This is a genomic window from Myxococcales bacterium (assembly GCA_016720545.1).
Lineage (GTDB): Bacteria > Myxococcota_A > Polyangia > Polyangiales > Polyangiaceae > JAAFHV01.
On sequence record JADKKK010000015.1, the window covers coordinates 16639 to 37095 of the forward strand.

Annotated in this window: 18 protein-coding genes; 10 read left to right on the forward strand and 8 right to left on the reverse strand. The window is 71.6% G+C overall.

Going from position 1 to position 20457, the window contains the following annotated elements:
* The first annotated feature begins 51 nt into the window (after nucleotides 1–51).
* The 5 genes from IPQ09_23080 to lspA all read left to right on the forward strand — a co-directional run bounded on the left by IPQ09_23080 (nucleotide 52) and on the right by lspA (nucleotide 4892).
* Nucleotides 52–702, forward strand: a complete 651-nt coding sequence (locus tag IPQ09_23080) for a hypothetical protein (GenBank protein ID MBL0197056.1) — start codon at nucleotides 52–54, stop codon at nucleotides 700–702.
* A complete protein-coding gene (locus IPQ09_23085; GenBank protein MBL0197057.1) occupies nucleotides 699–1886 on the forward strand; it encodes a PEGA domain-containing protein in 1188 nt (395 codons plus the stop codon). Before IPQ09_23080 ends, IPQ09_23085 begins: the two co-directional genes overlap by 4 nt.
* 82 nt (nucleotides 1887–1968) lie before the next feature.
* On the forward strand, nucleotides 1969–2907 hold the full coding sequence (locus IPQ09_23090) for a hypothetical protein (protein MBL0197058.1): 939 nt from the start codon (nucleotides 1969–1971) through the stop codon (nucleotides 2905–2907).
* A 355-nt stretch (nucleotides 2908–3262) separates the two neighbouring features.
* A complete protein-coding gene (gene tsaD, locus IPQ09_23095; protein ID MBL0197059.1) occupies nucleotides 3263–4315 on the forward strand; it encodes a tRNA (adenosine(37)-N6)-threonylcarbamoyltransferase complex transferase subunit TsaD in 1053 nt (350 codons plus the stop codon).
* Between the two features lie 64 nt (nucleotides 4316–4379).
* A complete protein-coding gene (gene lspA / locus IPQ09_23100) occupies nucleotides 4380–4892 on the forward strand; it encodes a signal peptidase II (GenBank protein ID MBL0197060.1) in 513 nt (170 codons plus the stop codon).
* 17 nt (nucleotides 4893–4909) lie between these two features.
* On the opposite strand, the gene IPQ09_23105 is transcribed toward lspA, so the two are convergent.
* From IPQ09_23105 to IPQ09_23115, 3 genes are all read right to left on the reverse strand, one after another.
* Nucleotides 4910–6733: a PilZ domain-containing protein gene (locus tag IPQ09_23105; GenBank protein MBL0197061.1), complete on the reverse strand. Its 1824-nt coding sequence runs from the start codon at nucleotides 6731–6733 to the stop codon at nucleotides 4910–4912.
* 228 nt (nucleotides 6734–6961) lie between these two features.
* Complete coding sequence (locus IPQ09_23110; GenBank protein ID MBL0197062.1) at nucleotides 6962–7426, reverse strand: hypothetical protein; 465 nt, start codon at nucleotides 7424–7426, stop codon at nucleotides 6962–6964.
* 53 nt (nucleotides 7427–7479) lie between these two features.
* Nucleotides 7480–7908: a hypothetical protein gene (locus IPQ09_23115; protein ID MBL0197063.1), complete on the reverse strand. Its 429-nt coding sequence runs from the start codon at nucleotides 7906–7908 to the stop codon at nucleotides 7480–7482.
* A 75-nt stretch (nucleotides 7909–7983) separates the two neighbouring features.
* On the opposite strand from IPQ09_23115, the gene IPQ09_23120 reads away from it, so the two are divergent.
* On the forward strand, nucleotides 7984–8232 hold the full coding sequence (locus tag IPQ09_23120) for a hypothetical protein (GenBank protein ID MBL0197064.1): 249 nt from the start codon (nucleotides 7984–7986) through the stop codon (nucleotides 8230–8232).
* Nucleotides 8233–8395: 163 nt separating this feature from the next.
* Nucleotides 8396–8539 carry a hypothetical protein gene (locus tag IPQ09_23125; GenBank protein ID MBL0197065.1) on the forward strand — a complete coding sequence of 48 codons (144 nt, stop codon included), beginning with the start codon at nucleotides 8396–8398 and terminating at the stop codon, nucleotides 8537–8539.
* Here the strand turns inward: IPQ09_23125 and IPQ09_23130 are convergent.
* Entirely contained in the window at nucleotides 8523–9353 is an 831-nt protein-coding gene (locus IPQ09_23130) for an OmpA family protein (protein MBL0197066.1), read from the reverse strand. The genes IPQ09_23125 and IPQ09_23130 overlap by 17 nt on opposite strands.
* Nucleotides 9354–9741: 388 nt before the next feature.
* On the opposite strand from IPQ09_23130, the gene IPQ09_23135 reads away from it, so the two are divergent.
* A complete protein-coding gene (locus tag IPQ09_23135; GenBank protein MBL0197067.1) occupies nucleotides 9742–10101 on the forward strand; it encodes a hypothetical protein in 360 nt (119 codons plus the stop codon).
* 199 nt (nucleotides 10102–10300) lie between these two features.
* On the opposite strand, the gene IPQ09_23140 is transcribed toward IPQ09_23135, so the two are convergent.
* From IPQ09_23140 to IPQ09_23150, 3 genes are all read right to left on the reverse strand, one after another.
* Nucleotides 10301–11884 (reverse strand): hypothetical protein, encoded by a 1584-nt coding sequence (locus tag IPQ09_23140; GenBank protein ID MBL0197068.1) that lies wholly within the window; start codon nucleotides 11882–11884, stop codon nucleotides 10301–10303.
* On the reverse strand, nucleotides 11884–12696 hold the full coding sequence (locus IPQ09_23145) for a TrmB family transcriptional regulator (GenBank protein ID MBL0197069.1): 813 nt from the start codon (nucleotides 12694–12696) through the stop codon (nucleotides 11884–11886). The genes IPQ09_23140 and IPQ09_23145 overlap by 1 nt, the downstream gene beginning before the upstream one ends.
* A 97-nt stretch (nucleotides 12697–12793) precedes the next feature.
* Nucleotides 12794–14131, reverse strand: coding sequence for a replication-associated recombination protein A (locus IPQ09_23150; GenBank protein ID MBL0197070.1), 1338 nt, complete (start codon nucleotides 14129–14131; stop codon nucleotides 12794–12796).
* A 100-nt stretch (nucleotides 14132–14231) separates the two neighbouring features.
* Between IPQ09_23150 and IPQ09_23155 the strand changes: the two genes are divergently transcribed.
* Nucleotides 14232–16181: a tetratricopeptide repeat protein gene (locus tag IPQ09_23155; protein ID MBL0197071.1), complete on the forward strand. Its 1950-nt coding sequence runs from the start codon at nucleotides 14232–14234 to the stop codon at nucleotides 16179–16181.
* Nucleotides 16182–16207: 26 nt separating this feature from the next.
* Here IPQ09_23155 and pcnB read toward each other — a convergent pair whose 3' ends face one another.
* Complete coding sequence (gene pcnB, locus IPQ09_23160; GenBank protein MBL0197072.1) at nucleotides 16208–17533, reverse strand: polynucleotide adenylyltransferase PcnB; 1326 nt, start codon at nucleotides 17531–17533, stop codon at nucleotides 16208–16210.
* A gap of 384 nt (nucleotides 17534–17917) precedes the next feature.
* On the opposite strand from pcnB, the gene dnaK reads away from it, so the two are divergent.
* Nucleotides 17918–19822, forward strand: a complete 1905-nt coding sequence (gene dnaK / locus IPQ09_23165) for a molecular chaperone DnaK (protein ID MBL0197073.1) — start codon at nucleotides 17918–17920, stop codon at nucleotides 19820–19822.
* Nucleotides 19823–20457 lie beyond the last annotated feature (635 nt).

Here is a 20457-nt window from a genome sequence, read left to right on the forward strand (position 1 = left end):
CGCGCCGTCCGCCGCCCGCTTGCTCCGCACCCCGACCGAAGAACGAACCCGATGCGATCCCTCCTTCGACTTCCGTTTCAGCGCGCGGTCACCTGCGTACTCCTCGGCTCGGTCCTCGCCGCGTCGCTCCCCCCTGGCGCTGGCCCAGCCTCAGGCCGCCAAGGTGAAGCCAAGACCATCCGCGAGGACCTGCCGGCGTCGGTGCACTCCAAATGGGATACGGCGCTCGTGCTCTTCGGCGCCGGAAACTGGGGCGCCGCGCGCACCGAGTTTCTCGACGTCTACAACGAGTCGAAGAACCCCCGCGTGCTCTTCAACGTGGCCATCTGCGAGAAGAACACGGGCCAGTACGCCCGCGCGATCGCCACGCTGAGCGGCGAGCTCGCCGAGGCCGCGGGCGGTCAAGCTCGAAGCGACCGAGGAGACCCGGGTGAAGGACACCGCGGCCGGCCTCAGGACGTTCGTCGTCGAGGTGCCCATCACTGTGTCCAGCCCGGCGCGAAGGTCTTCGTCGACGACGTGGAGGTGGGCGTGTCTCCGCTGCCGCCGCAGCGCGTCGGCATCGGCGAGCGTCACTTCGCCGCGAAGAAGCCGGCTTCATCGACGCCGCGGCCGTCCGCTCGCCCCGCAGGGCAAAAGCCCGAGCCCATCAGGCTCAAGCTCGAGGCGGTGGCCAGCTCACCACCGTCACCGTGCAGGTGAGCGGCGCCCCGAACGCCACCGTGCGCGTCGACGGCAAAGAGGTGGGCGCGGCGCCGTACACCGGTCGCCTCGTCGTGCGCGCCGAGCCCTACGTCGTGGAGGCGTCGGCGCCCGGCTTCTCCACTGCCAAGCAGTCGGTGTTCCTGAAGGAGGGCGAGTCCGCGGCCGTCACGCTTGGGCTCTCGAAGGAGCAGCGCCAGGGCAAGCTCGTGTTGACCACCAAGCCGGAGGGGCGGTCATCCTCATCGACGGCAAGGTCGTCAGGTCGACCCGCTTCGAGGGCGCGGTCGACGCGGGCCCCACGTCGTCACCGCCAAGAAGAATGGATATTACACCTTCAACCTCGACGTCGAGGTGCCGAAGGGTGGCGAGCGCCCGGTCACGGCCGTGCTGAACGAGGACAAGCAGCCGAGCTTCGTGCCGTGGCTCATCGGCACCGTGGTGGTCATCGGCGTGGGCATCGGCGCGGCCGCCGTGCTCTTCGCGCCGAAGGACCAGGAGCCGTACCGTGGCACGCTCTCGCCTTTCATCGTAGAGCACCAGTAGGCCTCGTCCTCGTCCTCTCGCCCCATATTCTCCCCTTATCCTCCTGTCTCCCGCCCCTCTGGAGAGTTTGCACCATGAGCCTCCGTCGCGCCGTTACGCTTGGCATCATCTCCCTCGCAGGGCTCGCGTGGTCGGGCTGTGAAGGAAAGAAGCAGACCGAGTTCGTCGCCGGCATCTCCACCCAGGTGCGCGTCCCGAAGGACCTGAAGACCATCCGCGTCGACGTCCTCGTCGGCGGCACCCAGGTGAAGTGCGACAGCTACCGCGTCTACGACGGCAAGGTGCAGCTCCCAAGACGCTCGGCAGCGCTCCCGATCAGCGCCGACAACCGCGGTCTCCCCGTGACCATCACGGTGGCTGGCTACTCCGAGGAGCGCCTCGAGTCGACCGCGGTCGACCAGTTCGCGGACTGCGTGAACACGCGCATCGAGCTCGGCACGAACGCCGCGAAGGGGCGCATCCTCCGCTCGACCCGCCAGACCTACTCCCCGACAAGATCATCTTCTTGCCGATGCCCCTCTCGTTCGCGTGCTTCGACAAGATCGACTGCAAGTCCGAGGAGACCTGCAAGGCCGGGCGCTGCGCCCCCATGGACGCCGACCCCGCGAAGCTCACCGAGTTCTCGGAGGCCATGGTGAACGGCGCGGCGACCACGTGCTTCAGCGTCGAGCGGTGCATCACCCCCACCGGGCAGACCCCGTTCGTGCTCGATCCCGCCAAGTGCCTCTACGCGCGGGCTCGGCCGGCGCGCCCTCGCTCCCGGCGCCGGCGCCCGCGATCCCGAAGGACGGCGACGGCCTCAACGTCCGCGCCTTCTTCGACGGCGGCGAGGTCGCCGAGGTGCTCGATTTCGACGCCGACGAGGGCTACTTCGTCCCCGACCCGGCCAAGCCCCAGCAGTTTCAGCTCGCCCCCGGGCTGTGCGACTTGGTCAAGGGTGTTGACGACAAGGGCAACCCCACCGCGCACCGTATCAGCGGCCTGCTCAGCGCCGGCCTCTGCCAGTCCAAGTCGCAGCGGCAGCCCATCTGCGAGAAGGAGGCCAACAAGCTGATGGCCGGCAACGAAGCCGGGACGGTCACGCCGCGCGAAGGTGTCTGTCAGACCTTCGAGATCAAGGCGACGCCGAACGCGCTCCTCGTGCTGCTGGACGGCTCCGTGCGTCTCTCCGACTTCTACAGCGACACGACGGTGTCGCGCGCCCTCGGCCTCTCGCTCGCCGATCCCGCGTTCGAGGCCACCCAGCTCGGCCTGAAGATCATCCCGCAGGGCGTCGACTGCACCAACCGCGTGTTCCCCACGCTCGACGTCCCGCTGCAGCCCGCGCTGAAGGCGCAGACCGCCATCGCGCTGAAGATCGCCGACTTCGTCTCCAAGAAGTCGGTGCTCGAGCCCATCGCCACCCCGCTGAAGCTCGACGCCGCGCTCGACGCAGCCTACTCCAAGCTGAACGAGGCGACCTTCGCGAGCTTCAGCCGCAAGGGCGTGCTCATCCTCGGCAACCGCGACTTCGCGTCGACCAAGTGCACCGCGGGCACCAAGCTCGTCGACGTGGTCAAGCGCGGCAAGCTCAACACCTACGCGCTGCTCCTCGGCGACTCGGCGGCCCCGGCCGATCCGGGCTCGTGGAGGCGGCGTCGTCCGCCGGCACCAACCTGAAGCTCTACGACTCGCGCAAAGACCAGGTGAAGGGCTCCGACGCGTTCAGCCAGGTGACCCGCGACCTCACCTCGTGTCTCTACGACGCGCCGAAGGGGGCCATCGACGAAGGCCGAGGTCTCGTACTACGATCCCGTCCGCCGCCAGACGGTCTCCATCAAGCCCTCGCAGGGCTGCGCCGAGCCCACGGGCTGGACGAGCGAGGGCGGCAAGGTGCGCTTCTGCCCAGGCGCGTGCGACAAGCTCGTGAGCACGCTCCGCGACCGCTCCGACCTGGCGCTCGCCCTCAGGAAATACGGCGCAGGCCGTGCCCATCTTCGCGTCGGTCAACTGCAAGTGGGGCGGAGCCTCGCCCATGCTCGTGCTCGGCCTCGAGACCTCGTGCGACGAGACCGCGGCCGCGCTCGTCGACGCGCAGGGCCGCGTGCTCTCGGACGTCGTGCAGAGCCAGGTCGCGCTCCACGCCCCGTACGGTGGGGTCATCCCCGAGCTCGCGTCGCGCGACCACCTGACGAACCTCCCTCACGTCGTGTCACTGGCCCTCGAGCAGGCGGGCGCGACGCTCGCCAGCGTGGACGCCGTGGCGGTGACCTGTCGCCCGGGCCTCGTGGGCGCGCTGCTCGTGGGCGTGCAGTTCGCGAAGGGCCTCGCCTGGGCCGCCGGCAAGCCGCTCGTGGGGGTCGACCACCTGGTGGGGCACCTGTTCGCGTGCCAGCTACGGCGGGGCGCGGACGCGCCGACTTTGCCCGCGCTCCCGTTCGTTGCGCTGCTGGTTTCCGGTGGACATACCGCTATTTACCGAGTCGAGGGCGTCACCCCGGAGGCGGTCTGTGAGCTCGGCGCCACCCGAGATGACGCCGCCGGCGAGGCCTTCGACAAGGTCGCGAAGCTGCTCGGCCTCGGCTACCCGGGAGGCCCGGCGATCGACCGGCTCGCGCGGGAGGCCGTGCCCGAGCCCGGGCTCTTCACGCCGCCGATGGCGAGCACCAAGACCCTCGACCTCAGCTTCTCGGGCCTGAAGACCCAGGTCGCCGCGCACGTGGCGAAGCACGGGGTGCCCGAGGGGCTCCGGCTGGCGGTCGTGTGCGCGTCGTTTCAGGCGGCGGTGACGACCGTGCTCACCAACAAGCTCATGGCCGCGGCGAAGCGCGAGGGCGTGCGCGACGTGGTCCTCGGTGGCGGTGTCGCCGCCAACCGCGAGCTCCGGGCGCGCGTGTCGGAGGCGAGCAAGCTGCTCGGGCTCCGGGTGCACCTGCCCGATCTCGCGAGCTCGACCGACAACGCCGCGATGATCGCGTACGCAGGCGCGCTCGCGCACCGCGCCGGCGTGTCCCACGGGTGGGATCTCCTCGCGACGAGCGCCACCTCGCTGCCGCGCGCGACGCGCAAGGGTCGGGGGACGCGCTAGCTGGCAGCCCGCGCGAGGCGCGCGCCCGCGGGAATGGGCGACGTCGCTCGCGGGTCTCGAGCGCATGCACCGCCCGTCAGACGCGCCCACTCGCCGGATCAGCCCCGTCGTGTCTGTCGTGTCGCTCCTCTCCGTCGCCGGCCTCGTGGGCTGCGACCACGCGACCAAGGCCGCGGCGACCTCGTGCCTCGCGTCGCGCGTGGCGCGGCCGGTGTTGCCGGGCGTCGACCTCGCCTACACGGAGAACCACGACGTGGCCTTCAGCCTGCTCCGCGGCGTGGACATCCCCGCGCGGCCGGTGGTGCTCGCCGTGCTTCCCGCAGTCGCGACGCTCCTGCTCGCGGTGCGCGTGGCGCAGCGGCGTGGAGCGCCGCGGCGCGAGCTCGTCGCGTATGTCCTGCTGCTCGCGGGTGCCCTCGGGAACCTGCTCGACCGCGTGAGCCGCGGCTTCGTGGTCGACTTCATCTCGGTGCGCCCGTGGCCGGTCTTCAACGTGGCCGACGTGCTCGTCGTCGCGGGGGCGGGTCTGCTCGCCCTCGAGGCGCTGCGGCGCTCGAGCCGCGCGCGGCGCGCGTGAGCCAAACGCGCGCGCGGTCAGGCGCCAGGAGCTCCAAGCGCGACCTGCTGAGCTTCGCGAGGCATCGTCCATCGTGGGCGCTCGAGCCGCGCGCGGCGCGCGGGAGCCCACAAAATGCGAAAGAGCCGGTCGGCGCTCTCGCGCGGCGGCTCTGTCGCAGCGGGTCTCCCCGCGTGGCTTCTCAGTGCTTGTTGCCGTGGCCCTTGGGGCCTTCCCGCAGCCGGCCGGCTGTGGCCCTTCTTCGCGGGCTTCGCCGCGGCCGTGGCGGCCTTCTCCTTGGCGAGCACCATCTCCAGCGTGTCGCCCTTCGCGCGGACCAGGTAGTTGGGGACGCCGTCCTTGAAGGTGACCGTCAGCTCGGCGCCGCCGCCGTCGTTGGCGATGCGGATCCCCGCGATGCGCGGGTCCTTGGCGGCGAGGGGCGAGGCGGCCTCGAGGGATCGGCGGTGCGGAAGGACGACCGTGAAGCCCGTGGGCTGCGGGGCCCCCTGCAGGCGCTCGATGGGGCCGTCCATCTTGAGCTTGAGCACCGTCCCGTGCGCGACGGGGCCGTTCGAGAAGGGCTTGGGCTTGCCCTTCTTTCCGGGGGTCGTCTCTTCGTCTTCGGCGCCTAGCGCAGGGCTCGCCTCGCCGACGCTGGGCTGCGCGGCCGCGGCTACGATCGGCGGGGCCGCGGGGGCCGCGGGGGCCGCGGCGGGCGGAGGGGCCGGGGCGACCGGAGCGGGGGCGACCGCGGCCGCCGAGGCGACGGGCTCGGCCGGGGCAGCGGCGAGCGGCGCCGGCTCGTGGGGCTTGCGCATCGCCACGAGGCCGAGAATCAGCGCGACGCCGACCGCGCCGGCGATGCCGAGCTTTCGCTTGTCGAGCTTGGGTGCGGGCGGCGCCTCGGGCTCGTCGTCGCGCTCGCGCTCCCCGCGGACGACCTTGCGGCCGGCAGAGTGGAGCGCACCGCCCGGCGCGGGCGCCGTGGTGCGGCGCGCGGGCGCCTCGTCGCTCGCGTCGGCCTTGCGCTTCTGCGCCAGCATGCCCGCGGCGGTCTTCGCGCGGAGCAGCGCGGCGCCGATGGCGGGCCCGAGCTTCTTCAGGCCTGCGCCCACCGTGCTCGCCACGCCCTTCGCGCGCTCGCCGAACTCGTGCTTCATGCCGTTCGAGTCGCCGTCGCTCTCGTCTTCGGCCTCGGCCGTTCGGCGCCGGGGCGCCGCGACGGGCTCGCTGAGCTCGCTGGCGGTCGCCGCGTCCTGGTATTTCATCGTCACCACGAGCTGGGGGACGTGGGCCTCGTTGGTCTCGACCTCCACGCGCTGGATGCGCGCCGGGCGCTTGTCGCCGGTCTCGGCGTCCTCGAGCTCGAGCAGCTTGCCCGCGGTCAAGTACACGGGATCGCTGGTGGCCGTGACCTTCGCCGTGGAGGCGTCGCGCACCCGCGCGCGCATGGGCGCGCCGAGGCCGTCGATGTGCAGCCGCACGCGGCCGACCGGAACGCGCGGGGCGGCGGCGCCAGGATCCGTCGCGTCGCCGGCGGGAAGCAGGCGCGACAGCGTGGCGAGCGACTGCGCGTCGAGCTGGCCGAACGAGAGGCCGAACTCGCCGCCGTCGGGCCCGTCTTGGCACCAGGTGACCTGGCCGGCCGCGAGCACGGACTCGCCGCTCTCGGTCTCGAATTGGCAAGTGAGCGGCTGCCCCACCGCGGGGAGGTATCCCGCGCGGAGGGCGATGCCGGTCGTGGATACATTCAGCGCCTGCGCCTCGAAGGACGGGCCTTGCGCGCCGCCAACCTCGACCATCGCGTCGAAGGGAATGCGCGTGGCGTCGGGCGCGCGTCGATCGGTCTGTGAGCTCATCGAATCCTCCGGGGACGAACGAGCGGCTCCCCCTCGCGCACTGCGAGGGCCGGCTTTCCGCGTCCCCCTCGCTTATGTGGATTCCGATTGACGGGCCAAATTTGTGTGCGCGTTCATGGCGACACCGCGCCTTCGGCTCGGGCTCGCCATCGACCTAGGGTTCAGGGGCCGCGGGGCCTTCGGCTCGGGCGGGCGCCTTGGTTCGCCCCTTCGGGGCTCACTGCACGTTCAGCGGCAATCGCAGGGCCCGACGCGGGCCTCGCTCTCGCCGAGCGTGCGGGTCGCCTCGACGCACCGAAGGTCCTCGCTGCCCGTCAGCTCGCAGAGGGCGCCCACGGCGCGCCGCATGGACGCGAGGGCTCGGCAGGGCGAGGCGCATCCCGCGTCTGCTCCTGCGCTCGGCGCGGTCGGACGCTCCGCGTGTGGAGGCGCGGGCGCGGTGGGCACCGCCGGCTGCGCGGGCTCCGGCGCGGCGCCCGGCGCGGGACGCCCCGCGCGATCGATCTCGGCGCGCGCCCGCGTGATCGCGGCCTGGGCCTCTTCGATCGTGCGTGGCGCTTCGTCCGCTCCCTTGCGCCCTGCGGGCGCCGCTGGCTCGCGTCCGCCGGCCGCGCCACCGCACCCGAGCGCCCCTGGAAGGCACGCGAGCCCCGCGAGCGCGAGGAAGACCCACGAAGAAGGCGAGTGGCGCACGTCGGAAGTGTCCACCAAGGGGCCGCGCGTCCACCGTCGCGTCTCTGTCGGCTCTAGCCGAGCAGCGCCTGCGCGAGCCCCCAGCGCACGCCGCGGTCGGAGACCTGCAGGGTCGAGGCGCCTAGCCTCTCGAGCACCGCGAGCACCACGTACCCGCCCGCCACGATGACGTCGGCGCGCGCCGGCGCGATCCCGGGGACCCGCTTGCGCTCGGCCAGCGTGAGCCCCGCCAGCCGCTCGACCACGGCCTCGACCTCGTCCACCCCGAGCCGCACGCCGTGCACACGCGCGCCGTCGTACACTTCCATGCCGAGATGCGCCGCCGCGAGCGTGGTGACCGTGCCCGCGATGCCCACGGGCACCTCGCCGGGCGCGAGCCTGGGCGCTCCCGCCAGCGCCTCGACGGCCGCGCTGCGAAGGCGTGCCCGGTCGCTGCGAGAGAGCGGCTCATCGAACGGGGCGAGCCGCTCGGTGAGGCGCACCGAGCCGACGTCGCTGGCGATGCGCGAAGCGCGCGGGCTGCGCGAGCTGCCGTGGCGCGGCGGTGACGATCTCCGGTGCTCCCTCCTCCGATGTCGAACACGGTGACCTCGCCCGCGCCGACCTCCGAGAGCCCGCGCAGGCCCGAGAGCGCGCCGCGAAAGGTGAGCTCGGCCTCCTCGTCGCCCGTGAGGACCTGCGCCTCCACGCCGAAGAGCTCGCGCACCCTCGCCACGAGCCGCTCGCTGCCCGCGGCGTCGCGCATGGCGCTGGTGCCCACCACGCGCACGCCGTCGGCGCCCAACGCCTTCACGGCCTGCGCGTAGTCCTCCAGGCACGCGACCGTGCGCGCGACGGCCTCCGGCGCGAGCCTGCGTGTCGCGTCCACGCCCCTGGCCGAGTCGGGTGATCGTGGCCCGCTCCTCCACCGCGTGCGGGCTCCCGTCGGCGTCGCGCTCGGCGATGAGGAGGAGCACCGTGTTGGTGCCGATGTCCACGGCTGCCACCTTCCGAGGCGCGGGAGGCGCGGCGGGCGGCGGCGAGGGCGCGGGCTTGCTCATCTCGTGGCTCTCCTCGCGCTCCCTGCTCGCTGTCTCGAAGGTTCTGTCGGTGCTCGTCAGCGAATGTTGCTGAGGTTCAGCATTTCCTCGACGTTCGGCTGAACGACAGGCTCGACGCGACGGTTCTTCTGCATTTGCTCGCGGGTCTGCGCGGCGATCGTGCCCTCTTGGGGATCGGTGTCGCCGTAGCCCGCCGCGGCCCAGCGCTGCGTGTCGAGACCGCCGCCGTCCGTCGGCTTCTTGCCGAGCGGGCTGACGAGGAAGAGGAGGACCTGCCGCGAGCGGGCGAGCGAGAGGCCCCAGTTGTCGTGGAAGGGGCCGCCGCCGTACTTGGCGTTGTCGGTGTGGCCGGCCACGACGAAGTAGCGGCTCGCGAGGTCCTTGTCGGCGCGGACGATCTCGGCGACCTGCGCGAGCGCCTCGCGGCCCTGCGGCTTGAGGGCGTCCTTCCCCGACTCGAAGAGGATGTCGCCCGGCAGCTGGATGACCATGCGGTTGCCGCGGACGACCACCTTGAGGCCGATCGAGTTCAGCTTGTCGAGCTTCGTGCGCAGGAGGCGGAAGCGCTCCTCGATGACCGCGAGGCGGTCGGCGCGCTCCTTGTAGTCCTTCAGCGCGGCCGCGAGCTTCGCGGCGTCGGCCTTCGTGCCGGACAGCTCGCTGCTCGTCCCGGCGAGCTGCTCCTTCATCTTCGCGATCTCGGCCTGGGCCGCGTTGTAGCGGGCCTGGTCCTGGGCCATTGGTCCTTCGCGGCGGTCATGTCGGCCGCGAGCTTGTCGATCTCGCTGCTTGGCGGCCATCTCTTCGTCGCTGTGGCCGCAGCCGACAGTCATCCCCGAGCTCATCACCGAAGCGAGCCCAACCGCCACCAACCAACTCGTGCGCATCGTAGACAAGGGGAGCCTCCTTTGGGTCGCGCGTCGCTCACGCGCGCTGCGTCGACGACGGTACGGAGGGCCGCGCGACCCGTCAAGCCGGTCGAAAATCCGCTCGAGTGCCATTTGGGCGAAAAACCATGTTTCGATCAAACATTGTGATTCGCGTGTATCGAAGCGCCAAAAAAGCCCGAAAAACACACCGAGAATCCGGAGAAACACGTGCGATAACAAACGCTTATGATTCACAGATGTCCGCTAGAGGGTCGCCATGGCGCACCAGGTCGGCCCTGTCAACCAGCAAAGTTTTTATCGTTTGACAACTGACGTAGGTGACCATATAACCAGTGACGTAGCTGACCATATAGGTCACGTACATCCTCAACAGGAGGGATTCAGTATGGCTGCAAAGAAGAAGGCCGCTGCCAAGAAGGCGCCGGCGGCGAAGAAGGCGACGACGAAGACCGTCAAGAAGGCGGCCCCCAAGACCGCGAAGAAGGCGGCCCCCAAGGCTGCCGCGAAGAAGCCGGCGGCGAAGAAGCCGGCGAAGAAGGCCGCTGCCAAGAAGCCGGCCGCCAAGAAGGCCCCTGCCAAGAAGGCCGCTGCCAAGAAGCCGGCCGTCAAGAAGGCCCCTGCCAAGAAGGCAGCCGCCAAGAAGCCGGCCGTCAAGAAGGCCCCTGCCAAGAAGGCCCCTGCCAAGAAGGCCCCGAAGTCGATGGCGCCCCCCGCGGCCGCCCCCTCGGACGACGGCGAGGAGTGAGGTAGAGACCGTCAGCTACTCTGTCGCAGATTCGGGTTCGTCCCCACTCAGCGACGCCGAGGAGGACGGTCCCGGAACGAAGGGCGCACCGCGAGCGGTTGCGCCCTTTGTGCCGTTCTGCGCCCTTGTGCCACACGCGGGCGCGGAGGCCCCGGAGTGCGCTGGTGTCGGTATATCGGGTTGGTTGTGGGGAATTCGGCTACTCGCCGAGGTAGAGTCGCAGGGCCATGGCGGCCGCCCGGCGATCGAACGGCTGGTCGCGTAGCTCTTCCCGCGCCGAGATGCGCTCGAAGAGGTCGCTCAGGAAGAACGTGAACTCCTCGGCCTCGGCGACCGCGTCGTCGAGACGCTCGGGGCTCGTGAGGTCGGACTCGCGCAGCGCGGACAGCGCCTCGATGAATACGTCGAACCGCGGGTAGTCGGCCTGGCGAAGGAGCGGGTAGCCCATCGCCTGGAAGTACGAGAGGAACTCGCGCACGAACTGGAGCGACGACGCGCCCGCCCAGCGCTCCTCGGTGTCCGGCAGGGCGCGCGCCTTCGCGCCGAAGGCCCGCAGGATCTGGGCGAACATCCACACGTCCCGACGAAGCCGCTCGGACAGCGCGCGCCGCGCCTGCGCGTCGTCGAAGACGCCGTGCTCGTCGAGGCGCTCGCCCAGCACTTTGCCGAGCACGAGGATCGCGTTCTGGAGCGCCGGTCGCAGCGTGGCGATGACGCGCCGCACGGCCACCTGCAGCTCCGCCTCGGTGGTCGGCGTCTCGGGCGCGGGCAGCTCGTGCTCGAACGCGCGTCGGAGCTCGAGCCGGAGGTTGGCGGCGATGCCCCCGAAGGCCGCCTTGAGCTGGATGAGGCGATGCCCCTCCTCGCGGAGGCGATCGAAGCGCGCGCCGAGCTCGTTCGCGGGGCGCCGCAGGAGCAGCGCCTCGTAGCCCTCGGCGAGCTGTGGCCCAGCCCGCTTGCTGAGGTGGCTCGTGAGCGCCCGGGCGTCGGAGCGCAGCACGCTGAGCACGAGGTAGACCGTGCCGCTCGCCGAGCGCGTCTCCAGCAGATCGAGGTACTTGAGCATGCGGAAGAACGCCAACATGGTGAGCGCGACGAGGCGCCGCGCGCGCTCGTCCCCCACCTGCCGCGTGAGCTCGAGCAGGCGAACGTTGGTGATGCGATCGAACTCCGGGCGAAACTCGAGCGCCGAGAGCGGATTGAAGAACGCCGACGACGAGATCTCGCTGTGGGCGACGCCGAGCATGGCGAAGAACGTGCGGAACGGCACGCGCGAGAGCCGGCAGATGCCGCCCGCGACCTCGAGCAGGTTCGTCATGGCGTGGCGGAGCTGGAAGAGAGACTCCTCGGGCGTGTCTTGGGCCTGCGCGGCGCGGACGAGGCGGGTGCGCGCGCCGTCGTCGGGCAGCACCGTCTCCAGGTAGCGCTGGAACACGAACGCGCGCTCTTGCGCGCCGAGCAGCACCTTGCAGAGCGCGACGACCCGGGCCAGCGCCTCGCGAACGACCCCCGTGGGGCCGTGGTAGTCGCTGGTGACGACCGACGCGCTCCTTCGTGGATTGCCCGGGTGATTCCGTGGGTTTGCGAAACACGCGAGCCCCTTCAGGAGCGCCTCGAGCTCGAAGAGCAGGGCCTCTTTGCCCTCCACCTTGAGCCCCGCGAGCCACGCCTCGCGCTGCACGGACTGTTCGCGCCGCAGCCCTCGCGTGTCGCGCAGCAGGTCGGCGTAGGGGTCGACCGCCAGCGCGGAGCGCAGCGGCGGGTGGCTGGGCGCGCCGGCCACTACGCCCCCCGGCGCTGCGTGAGCGTGTCGAGGCGCCCTACCCGTGCACCCAGCATCCGGGCCATGACCTCTTCGGTGCTGCGCTCGCTGCGCTGGCAGAGCAGCGTGATGTCGAGCGCGACCTGGCTCGTCGCGATCTCGGCGATGGCCGCCGTCTCGCTCAGCACGGCGCTGTCGGTCGGGAGTCGCTCGGTGGCCCCGACGAGGCTCGCGCGGTCGTCGGCGACCACCACGAGCCGGTGCTTCCAGAACTCCTCGAGGTCGCGCTCGTCGAGGTTGTACGAGAAGAGCTCCCCGGGCATCGGGGGGAGCGCCGCGTGCGAGAACACCACGACGTACACCTTCCGCTTCACGGCCGCCTTCAGCTCCGGGACGAGGGCGGCGAGCTCGCGCGGCCAGCCGCTCAGCACGAGGCGGTCTTGGGCGCCGCGGACGAGGCGCTCGGCCTCTTCGAGGATGCGCTCGTAGCCACGCACGCTGAAGGCGTCGGGCACCGAGGGCGCCGTGTCCATCCGGGCGATCGCCGCCTCGAGCTGCTCGACCGACGCGTCGAACCGCTTGCGGAGCACGTGGACGACGTCCTCGGCCGGGCTCGGGGCGAAGCGCTCCGGCGTGCCCGCGATCGACCGCGCGGCGCCCGCCTTCACCAGGCGGCGGAGCACGCCGTACACCGCCGAGCGCGGGATTTGGGCCCGCACGCCGACCTCGTACCCCGTGGACGGGCTCTCCTGGAGGAGCGCCGCGTACGCGCGGGACTCGTTCAGGCTAAACCCCAGCGCGACGAGCGCGGGGACCACGTCAGGATCCGACATTCCCGCATTTTCCCACGACTGCCGCCCCACACCCAAGGATCTCGCGGCGAGCGCCCCGGGGCGTGACCGCGAAGGCTTCGCAAGTGACTACAATCGCTCAGCTATTTCGCTGCTCTGAGCGCCGCGACCCGCGCCGCCATGCGGGCCCCTCGCCGTGCGAGGTGGGCTCGTAGAGCGGCTCGCCGGTCAGCGCGTCCGGCAGGTACGACTCGTGCCCCGCACCCGGCCCCGGGCCGGCGTCGTGCGGGTTGCGGTATCCGTCGCCATGCCCCTCCGCCCGGGCGAGAGCGCTCACGGGGTTGCGGAGGCGCTTCGGCACCGGCAGGGCCCCGTGCTCCTCGATGAGGGCCCGCGCCCGGGAGAACGCCCGGCCCACCGCGTCCGACTTGGGGGCGCAGGCGAGGTAGAGCGCAGCGTGGGCGAGCGGGTAGAGGCCCTCCGGGAGCCCAAGCCGCCGGAAGGAGGAGTCGGCGGAGGTGACCACCACCAGCGCGCGCGGATCGGCGTTGCCCACGTCCTCGCTGGCGAAGATGAGCATGCGGCGCAAGAGGAACAGCGGGTCGTCGCCCGCCTCGACGAGGCGCATCAGGTAGTAGACCGCCGCGTCGGGATCGGAGCCCCGCATCGACTTGATGAACGCGCTCGCGATGTCGTAGTGGGCGTCGCCGTTCTTGTCGTGGAGGAGGGGCGCGCGCTCGTCGAAGTCAGCGAGATCGGTGAGATCGAGCGCCGCCTTTCCCCGGGCGAGGGCGTCCTCCGCGATGGACTCGAGGACCGAGAGCGCGCGTCGCGCGTCGCCCCTCGCCGCTCGCGCGAGGGCGCCGAGCACCTCCGGGTCCGTCGTGAGCCCGCGGCCCCCGAGGCCGGTCGGCTCGCGGAGCGCCCGCTCGAGCAAGGACACGAGGCTCGCCTCGGTGAGCGGCTCGAGCCTCACCACCTTGCACCGGGAGAGCAGCGCCGCGTTCACCGCGAAGGCGGGGTTCTCGGTCGTGGCCCCCACGAGCGTGAGCGTGCCGGCCTCTACGTGCGGCAAGAACGCGTCCTGCTGAGCCTTGTTGAAGCGGTGGATTTCGTCGACGAAGACCAGGGTGCGCGCGCCGCGGTAGGCCTGGTCTTCTTTCGCGCGGGCGACGATCTCGCGGAGCTCGGCGAGGCTGCCGAGCACGGCGCTGAACAAGACGAACGACGCCTGCGTGCGTGAGGCGATCACGCGCCCGAGCGAGGTCTTGCCCACGCCCGGCGGCCCCCAAAGCACCATCGACGGCACCCGATCGTTCGCGATCGCCCGCGCGAGCGGCTTGCCCGGCGCGAAGAGGTGCTCTTGGCCTACGTAGTCTTCTAGTCGCGTCGGCCGCACGCGCTCGGCCAGCGGCACCGACCCCGGCGCGCTCGCGGCAGCGAACAGCGTGGGGAGCGTGGGCGCGCGGCGAGCCATGCTCTCAGGTTACCACCCACCCAAGGCGAGCGCGCGCCTTGACGCGCCGCGCGAGACCGCCGGGCTTGTGAAGCCGCGCCGCCTCGGCAACTATGGTCGCATGGCGAGCGCTCCCACGGCCGCAGAGGCGAGCGCGTCGAGCCAGCCGGTCCGCGCCGTGGTGGTGCCGTTCGCCGTGCCGGAGGAGGCGCGCGATCTCGGGGTCGGCCTCGCCGCCCTGATCCACACCTTCGCGCGGGTCGAGGGGGAGAGCGTCGCCCTCGCGCAGCTGCTCACGCGGGAGCCCGGCGCCGAGGCCCGCGCGGTGGAGGCGCTCGTCTCGCCCGCCACGTGGCGCGAGCTGTCGGGCCGTGCCCCCAGCGAGGGCGAGCGCGTCAGCGTGGTGCTCACCGGCGTGCTCGAGCCCCCGCTCGATGGTCGCGGTCACCTCCAGCTCGTCGCGTTCGACGCAGCCACCGGGCGCCGCCGCGCCGAGCAAGAGGTCAGCCTCGACGCGGAGACCGCGGGCGCCAGCGTCCTGCGCGCGGTCGAGTCGCTCTGCGAAGAGCTCTCTGGCGAGGCCTCGCAGTTAGCCGATCTCGCGGAGCTCGACTGGGAGGCGCTCGAGGGCGTGCTCCGCGCAGAGAGGTGTATTCTGCACAATCCTCTCCGTGGCGGGCCCCACGACCGGCTCGCCGCGCTGCTCCACCTCGGCCGCGCGGTCGCCGACGCGCCCGGCACGCGCCTGCCGGCCTCGCGCCTCGCCTCGGTGGCGCTCGACGCCGTGCTGGCGCAGCCGACCGACACGAAGGTCGCCGCCGCCTCGCTGCGCGCGCTCGAGCGGGCGATCGACGACGCGCCGACCCACCCCGATCTGCGCGAGGCCGCCGCGGCCCTCCGCCACCGCGCGGGCGACCACGACGCGGCCGAGGCGCACGTCCTCGCGGCCCTCGAGACTCACCCCGAGAGGCCGCGCCTGTACGCGCTCCTCAGCGAGGCGCGCCGCGGTCGCGGAGATCTCGCCGGCGCGGAAGAGGCGATCGATCGGGGGCTCGCGCGGTGCCCACTCGAGCCGTCGTTGCTCACCGAGCGAGGCGCCCTGGCCCTCGCGCGAGGCGAGCCCGACGTGGCGCGGGCGCGCTTCTCCGAGGCCCTGGAGCGGGCGCCGGGGCACCCCGCCGCGCTCTTGTCGCTCCTCGAGATGGGGGCTCGCAGCTCGGATCCCGCGCTGCTTGAGGAGGTCGCGTTTCGCGCGTGCGCGGTCGAGGGAGTCCCGGTCGACGTCCTCCGTCGGACGCTCCGCCTCTATGGCGGCCTCGCGTCTGGCAGCGCGCCTCGCGCGGCGTCGGAGCGCGCGGGGTGCTTGCGCCGCCTCGCCGAGCGGGTCGTCCGCGACGGACCCGACCCGTGGGCCGAGCTCACCCTCGCCCGCGCCGAGCTCGAGCTCGGGCTCGACGAGTCGGCGCGCGCGCATCTCTCGCGAGTCGAGGCCTCTGCGCCCGACAGCGCCCTGGCCGCCGAGGCCCGCCGCGCGCGCTTCGCGCTCGATCACCCTCAGACCGCGCGTGAGCTGGAGGAGGTCGTGCGCGAGGCCCCGACCCAGACCCGAGACGAGCTCGCTGCCTCGACCGAGCGAGCGCGGGCGCTCGCAAGCGAGAACGACGTGTGGACCGCCCACTTCGCACTCGGCCTCGTCGAGCGCCGCCGCGAGCGCTGGGAGCAGGCGCGCGCGGCGCTGGAGCTCGCGCTCGCGAAGAGCCCCGGGGCCACCCCTGCGCACATCGAGCTCGTCGCGGTCCACGTCGCGCTCGGGCGCCCCACCGAGGCCCTCGCGCACGCCGATCGCGCGTGCGCGCTCGAGGGCGAGTCGGCGCGGACCCACGCCGTCCGAGCCACCGCGCTGCTCGCGGCCAAGCGCCACGCCGACGCCCGCGACGCCATCCAGAGAGCGCTCGCCCTCGACGCGAACGACGCCGACCACCGCGCCCTCGCCGATCGCATCCACGCGAGCCTCGAGCCCGTCGGCGCATTCGAACGGCTTCGCCAGGCGCTCCGCTTCAAGAAGCGCTGAGCGGGGCGTTCCACGGGCTCACGAGGTCAGCGTCGGCCCGGGCGTCGGCCCGCGGGCCGCGTGTGCACGACCGGCACCGGGGCTTGGCTCGCCAGCTCGGCCCGCATGGGCGCGAGCGCGGCCGTGGAGGCTCCGCGCGCGAGAAGCTCGAGCTCGAGGGCGTCGAGCGCGGGGCCCGCGAGCTCGGTGCGGCCCACCCGACCCAGGCGTCCCTGCGAGAGCTTCGGCAGGAGCGCGAGGATGCGGCGGACGCCGTCGGCGATGCGGCGGGGCATGGCGATGCGCTCGGCGATGAGATCGAGGAACTCGGTGGCCGCGCGGAGCGTGTCCCGCACGCCGGACACGTGCTCGGCGAGGGGCTCGCCGAGCAGCGCGCACCACATCGCGAGGTCGTCGGGGGCACCCCGCTCGCGAACCACCCGGTCGATGGCGCGCATGCGGGCGAAGAATCGCTGACCTGCGCCCTCGTTGCCCTCTTCGTCGTCGAGAAACGCCGAGAGCTCGGGCAGGAGCACGGACATGCCACCGAGCTCCCACAGGAGCCACATCGAGCGGTGCGCGGCGCCGCCGCGGAGCAGCCGCGACACCTCTTCGAAGATGCGTGGGCGCGCAGCGCGGCCGAGCTCTTCCCGGCTGTTCACGAGCGCCTCGTACACCTCGGGGTCGATGCCCACGTCGAGGCGCGCCGCGAACTTCACCGCGCGGAGGATGCGTACGGGGTCTTCGCGGAAACGAACCGTGGGCTCGCCGATCGTGCGAATGACCTTGCCGCGGATGTCGTTCATCCCGCCGCACCAGTCGAGCACCTGGCGCCGCTCGAGGTCGTAAAACAGCGCGTTGATTGTGAAATCACGTCGCAGCGCGTCTTCGTGGGCCTCGCCGAAGACGTTGTCGTTGCGGATGAGCAGGTCCTCCGCGGGCTCGTCCTCGTCGACCTCCTGCGGCTTCTGCCGGAAGGTGGCGACCTCGATGATCTTGCCGCCGCCGAAGAGCACGTGCGCGAGCCGGAACCGCCGCCCGATGATGCGGCAGTTGCGGAACAGCTGCCGCACGTCCTCCGGGCGCGCGCTCGTCGCGATGTCGAAGTCCTTGGGGCTCTTCTCCAGCAGGAGATCGCGGACGCAGCCACCCACGAGGTAGGCCTGGAACCCAGCCTTCTCCAGCCGCCGCACGACGCGGGCGGCGTCGGCGTCGAGGCGGGACTCCTCGAGCGCCACATCGTGGCGGACGAGCCCGGTGCCGGCGTGTCGCTCTTCGGTGGGGGAACCTTGCGAGTCGCGCTCGACTGTGAGCTCGACGGTAAACTTGGGGAGCTCCGGCGGGGGCGGGAGCGGGTCTCTGGGTCGACGCATCGGGGCCGAATCGGCGCCCGCTCGGCGGAGCCGGGGCGCATGGGGAGCCGCGGGCCCCGGTAGGGCCCAAACTGACGAATTATTGCAGGTTACCAGGATCGGGCCGACTTCGCAAATCGGAGGTGCCCGCGGCCGGTGGGTTCCCGCGCCTCGGCCGCTCGGGCCTTTCACGTTTCGTGCCGACCCTCGTTGACGACCCGAGCCGTGTGCTTAGCTTGGCGGCGTCGAGGTCGCCTCCTGCGGTGCAGGGGGGGCTCGGCGAGAAGAAAAACGTGGCTGGTGTTCTCACGCCAGTCGCTCTATCGAGCGGTTCGGGTTCTGGGGCGCGGGTACCGCGCACGCCGGGAACAGCGTCCCTCGTAGAAAGGTGTTGGAGGAGCAGCCATGGGCAGAATCATCGGCATCGACCTTGGAACGACGAACAGCTGCGTGGCCGTCATGGAGGGCCGCGAGGCGAAGGTCATCGTGAACGAGGAGGGCGCGCGAACCACCCCGAGCGTCGTCGCTTGGGACGACAAGGGCGAGATCCTCGTCGGCCAAATCGCGAAGCGCCAGGCCGTCACGAACCCCGAGAACACCATTTTCAGCGCCAAGCGCTTCGTGGGGCGCCGCTTCGAAGAGGTGGCCGAGGAGCTGAAGCGCGTGCCGTACAAGGCCATGCGCGCGGCCAACGGCGACACCGCGATCGAGGTCCGCGGCAAGGCTGTCTCGCCGCCCGAGGTGAGCGCCAAGATCCTCCAGAAGCTGAAGAAGGCGGCGGAGGACTACCTCGGCGAGAAGGTCACCGAGGCCGTCATCACGGTGCCCGCGTACTTCAACGACGCCCAGCGCCAGGCCACCAAAGACGCCGGCCGCATCGCCGGCCTCGACGTGAAGCGCATCGTCAACGAGCCCACCGCGGCGGCGCTCGCCTACGGCCTCGACAAGAAGAAGGACGAGATCATCGCCGTCTACGACTTCGGCGGCGGCACGTTCGACATCTCGATCCTCGAGGTCGGCGACAGCGTGGTGCAGGTCATCTCCACCAACGGTGACACCCACCTCGGCGGCGACGACGTCGACAACCTCATCATCGACTGGATGGTGGCCGAGTTCAAGAAGTCCTCGGGCATGGATCTCGGCAAGGACAAGATGGCCCTCCAGCGCCTCAAGGAGGCCTCGGAGAAGGCGAAGATCGAGCTCTCCAGCGTGCAGGAGACCACCATCAACCTGCCGTTCATCACGGTGGGCTCGGGCGGCCCGGTGCACCTCGATCTCCGCCTCTCGCGCGCCAAGCTCGAGCAGATGATCACGCCCCTCGTCGAGCGCTCGATGGAGCCCGTTCGCAAGGCCCTCCAGGACGCGAAGAAGTCGGCGAACCAGGTCGACGAGGTCATCCTGGTGGGCGGCTCTACCCGCATCCCGCTCGTGAAGGAGACGGTGAAGAAGTTCTTCGGTCGCGATCCCGACCAGAGCGTGAACCCCGACGAGGTCGTCGCGGTCGGCGCGGCGGTGCAGGCGGGCGTGCTCTCCGGCGACGTGAAGGACATGGTCCTCCTCGACGTCTCGCCGCTCTCGCTCGGCATCGAGACCCTCGGCGGCGTCATGACCGTGATGATCCCCAGGAACACCACGATCCCCACGCAGAAGAAGGAGACCTTCTCCACCGCGTCGGACAACCAGCCGAGCGTCGAGGTGCACGTCCTCCAGGGCGAGCGCACCGAGGCCCGCTACAACCGCACCCTCGGCAAGTTCCACCTCGAGGGCATCATGCCGGCCCCGCGCGGCATGCCGAAGGTCGAGGTCACGTTCGACATCGACGCGAACGGCATCCTCTCGGTCCACGCCCGCGATCAAGCGACCGGCAAGGACCAGAAGATCACCATCACCGCCAACTCGGGGATCACCGAGGCCGACATCCAGCGCATGGTCAAGGAGGCGGGCGAGCACGAGGCGGAAGACAAGGTCCGTCGTGAGCAGGTCGAGCGCCGGAACAAGCTCGACAACCTCTGCTACACGATGGAGAAGACCATCGGCGAGAACCGCGAGAAGCTGGTCGACTCCGACGTGGCGACGCTCGAGGGCCTCATCAAAGAGGGCCGCGCGGCCATCGAGAAGCAGGAGGACGACAAGATTTCCGACGTCCTCGACCGCCTCGAGAAGGAGGCGCACCGCCTCGCGGGCAACATGTACGGCGCGCAGGGCGCCGGCATCGACCCGAACGGCGCGCCGCCCCCCGGCGGCCCGGGCGCGGCCCCGGGTGGCAAGAAGGACGGCGTGATCGACGCCGAGTTCGAAGAGTCGACCTGACCTCGGCCCGAGGGCGCTCGCTGAAGTGCGAGCCCTCGGCGTGACAAGACGGCGCGGGGCGAGAGCCTCGCGCCGTCGCTCGTTTGTCTCGGCCGCCGCCGGTCGGCTGGGCGACCCGTGCTCACGCACGGGCCTCAGCGCTCGTGGTTCTGGGCGGCTGCCCGGAGGGCGGGTGGTTCACAGATCTTGAGTGTGTTCGGGGTCGTCGCGCTCATGGGCGCAGCGTTCGCCGCAGGGCGCGGCCCGTCCCCGGCCACGCGCACCCGGGCGTCGTCCGGCCGCTCTCAAGAGCTCGCCGGGCCTCGCGCTGCGCTCGAGGCGAGGCCTTCAGGGGCGCGCACGCGCGATCGCTCAGCGCCCTCCGTCCCCCGAGGCATCCCGCGCTGAGCGTGTCCCGGTAGCTCGCGTAGGGGCGGCGGACGCCCGCGAGCGCCGAGTCGTCGCCCGTCGTGCCATTTGGTGTATGATACACGCTTGGTCCGGAGCGTAGATCGAACGGCCCGACCCCGAGCCCGGCGACGGCCAAGTTCTCGGGCGGGGGCAGCGCGCGGTAGCTCTTCGGTGGGCCCTGGGCTGTCCCTCGCCGAAGCGCGGGTCCTCGGGTAAAGAGCGACGTCGGGCGCCGCCGCTCGCCG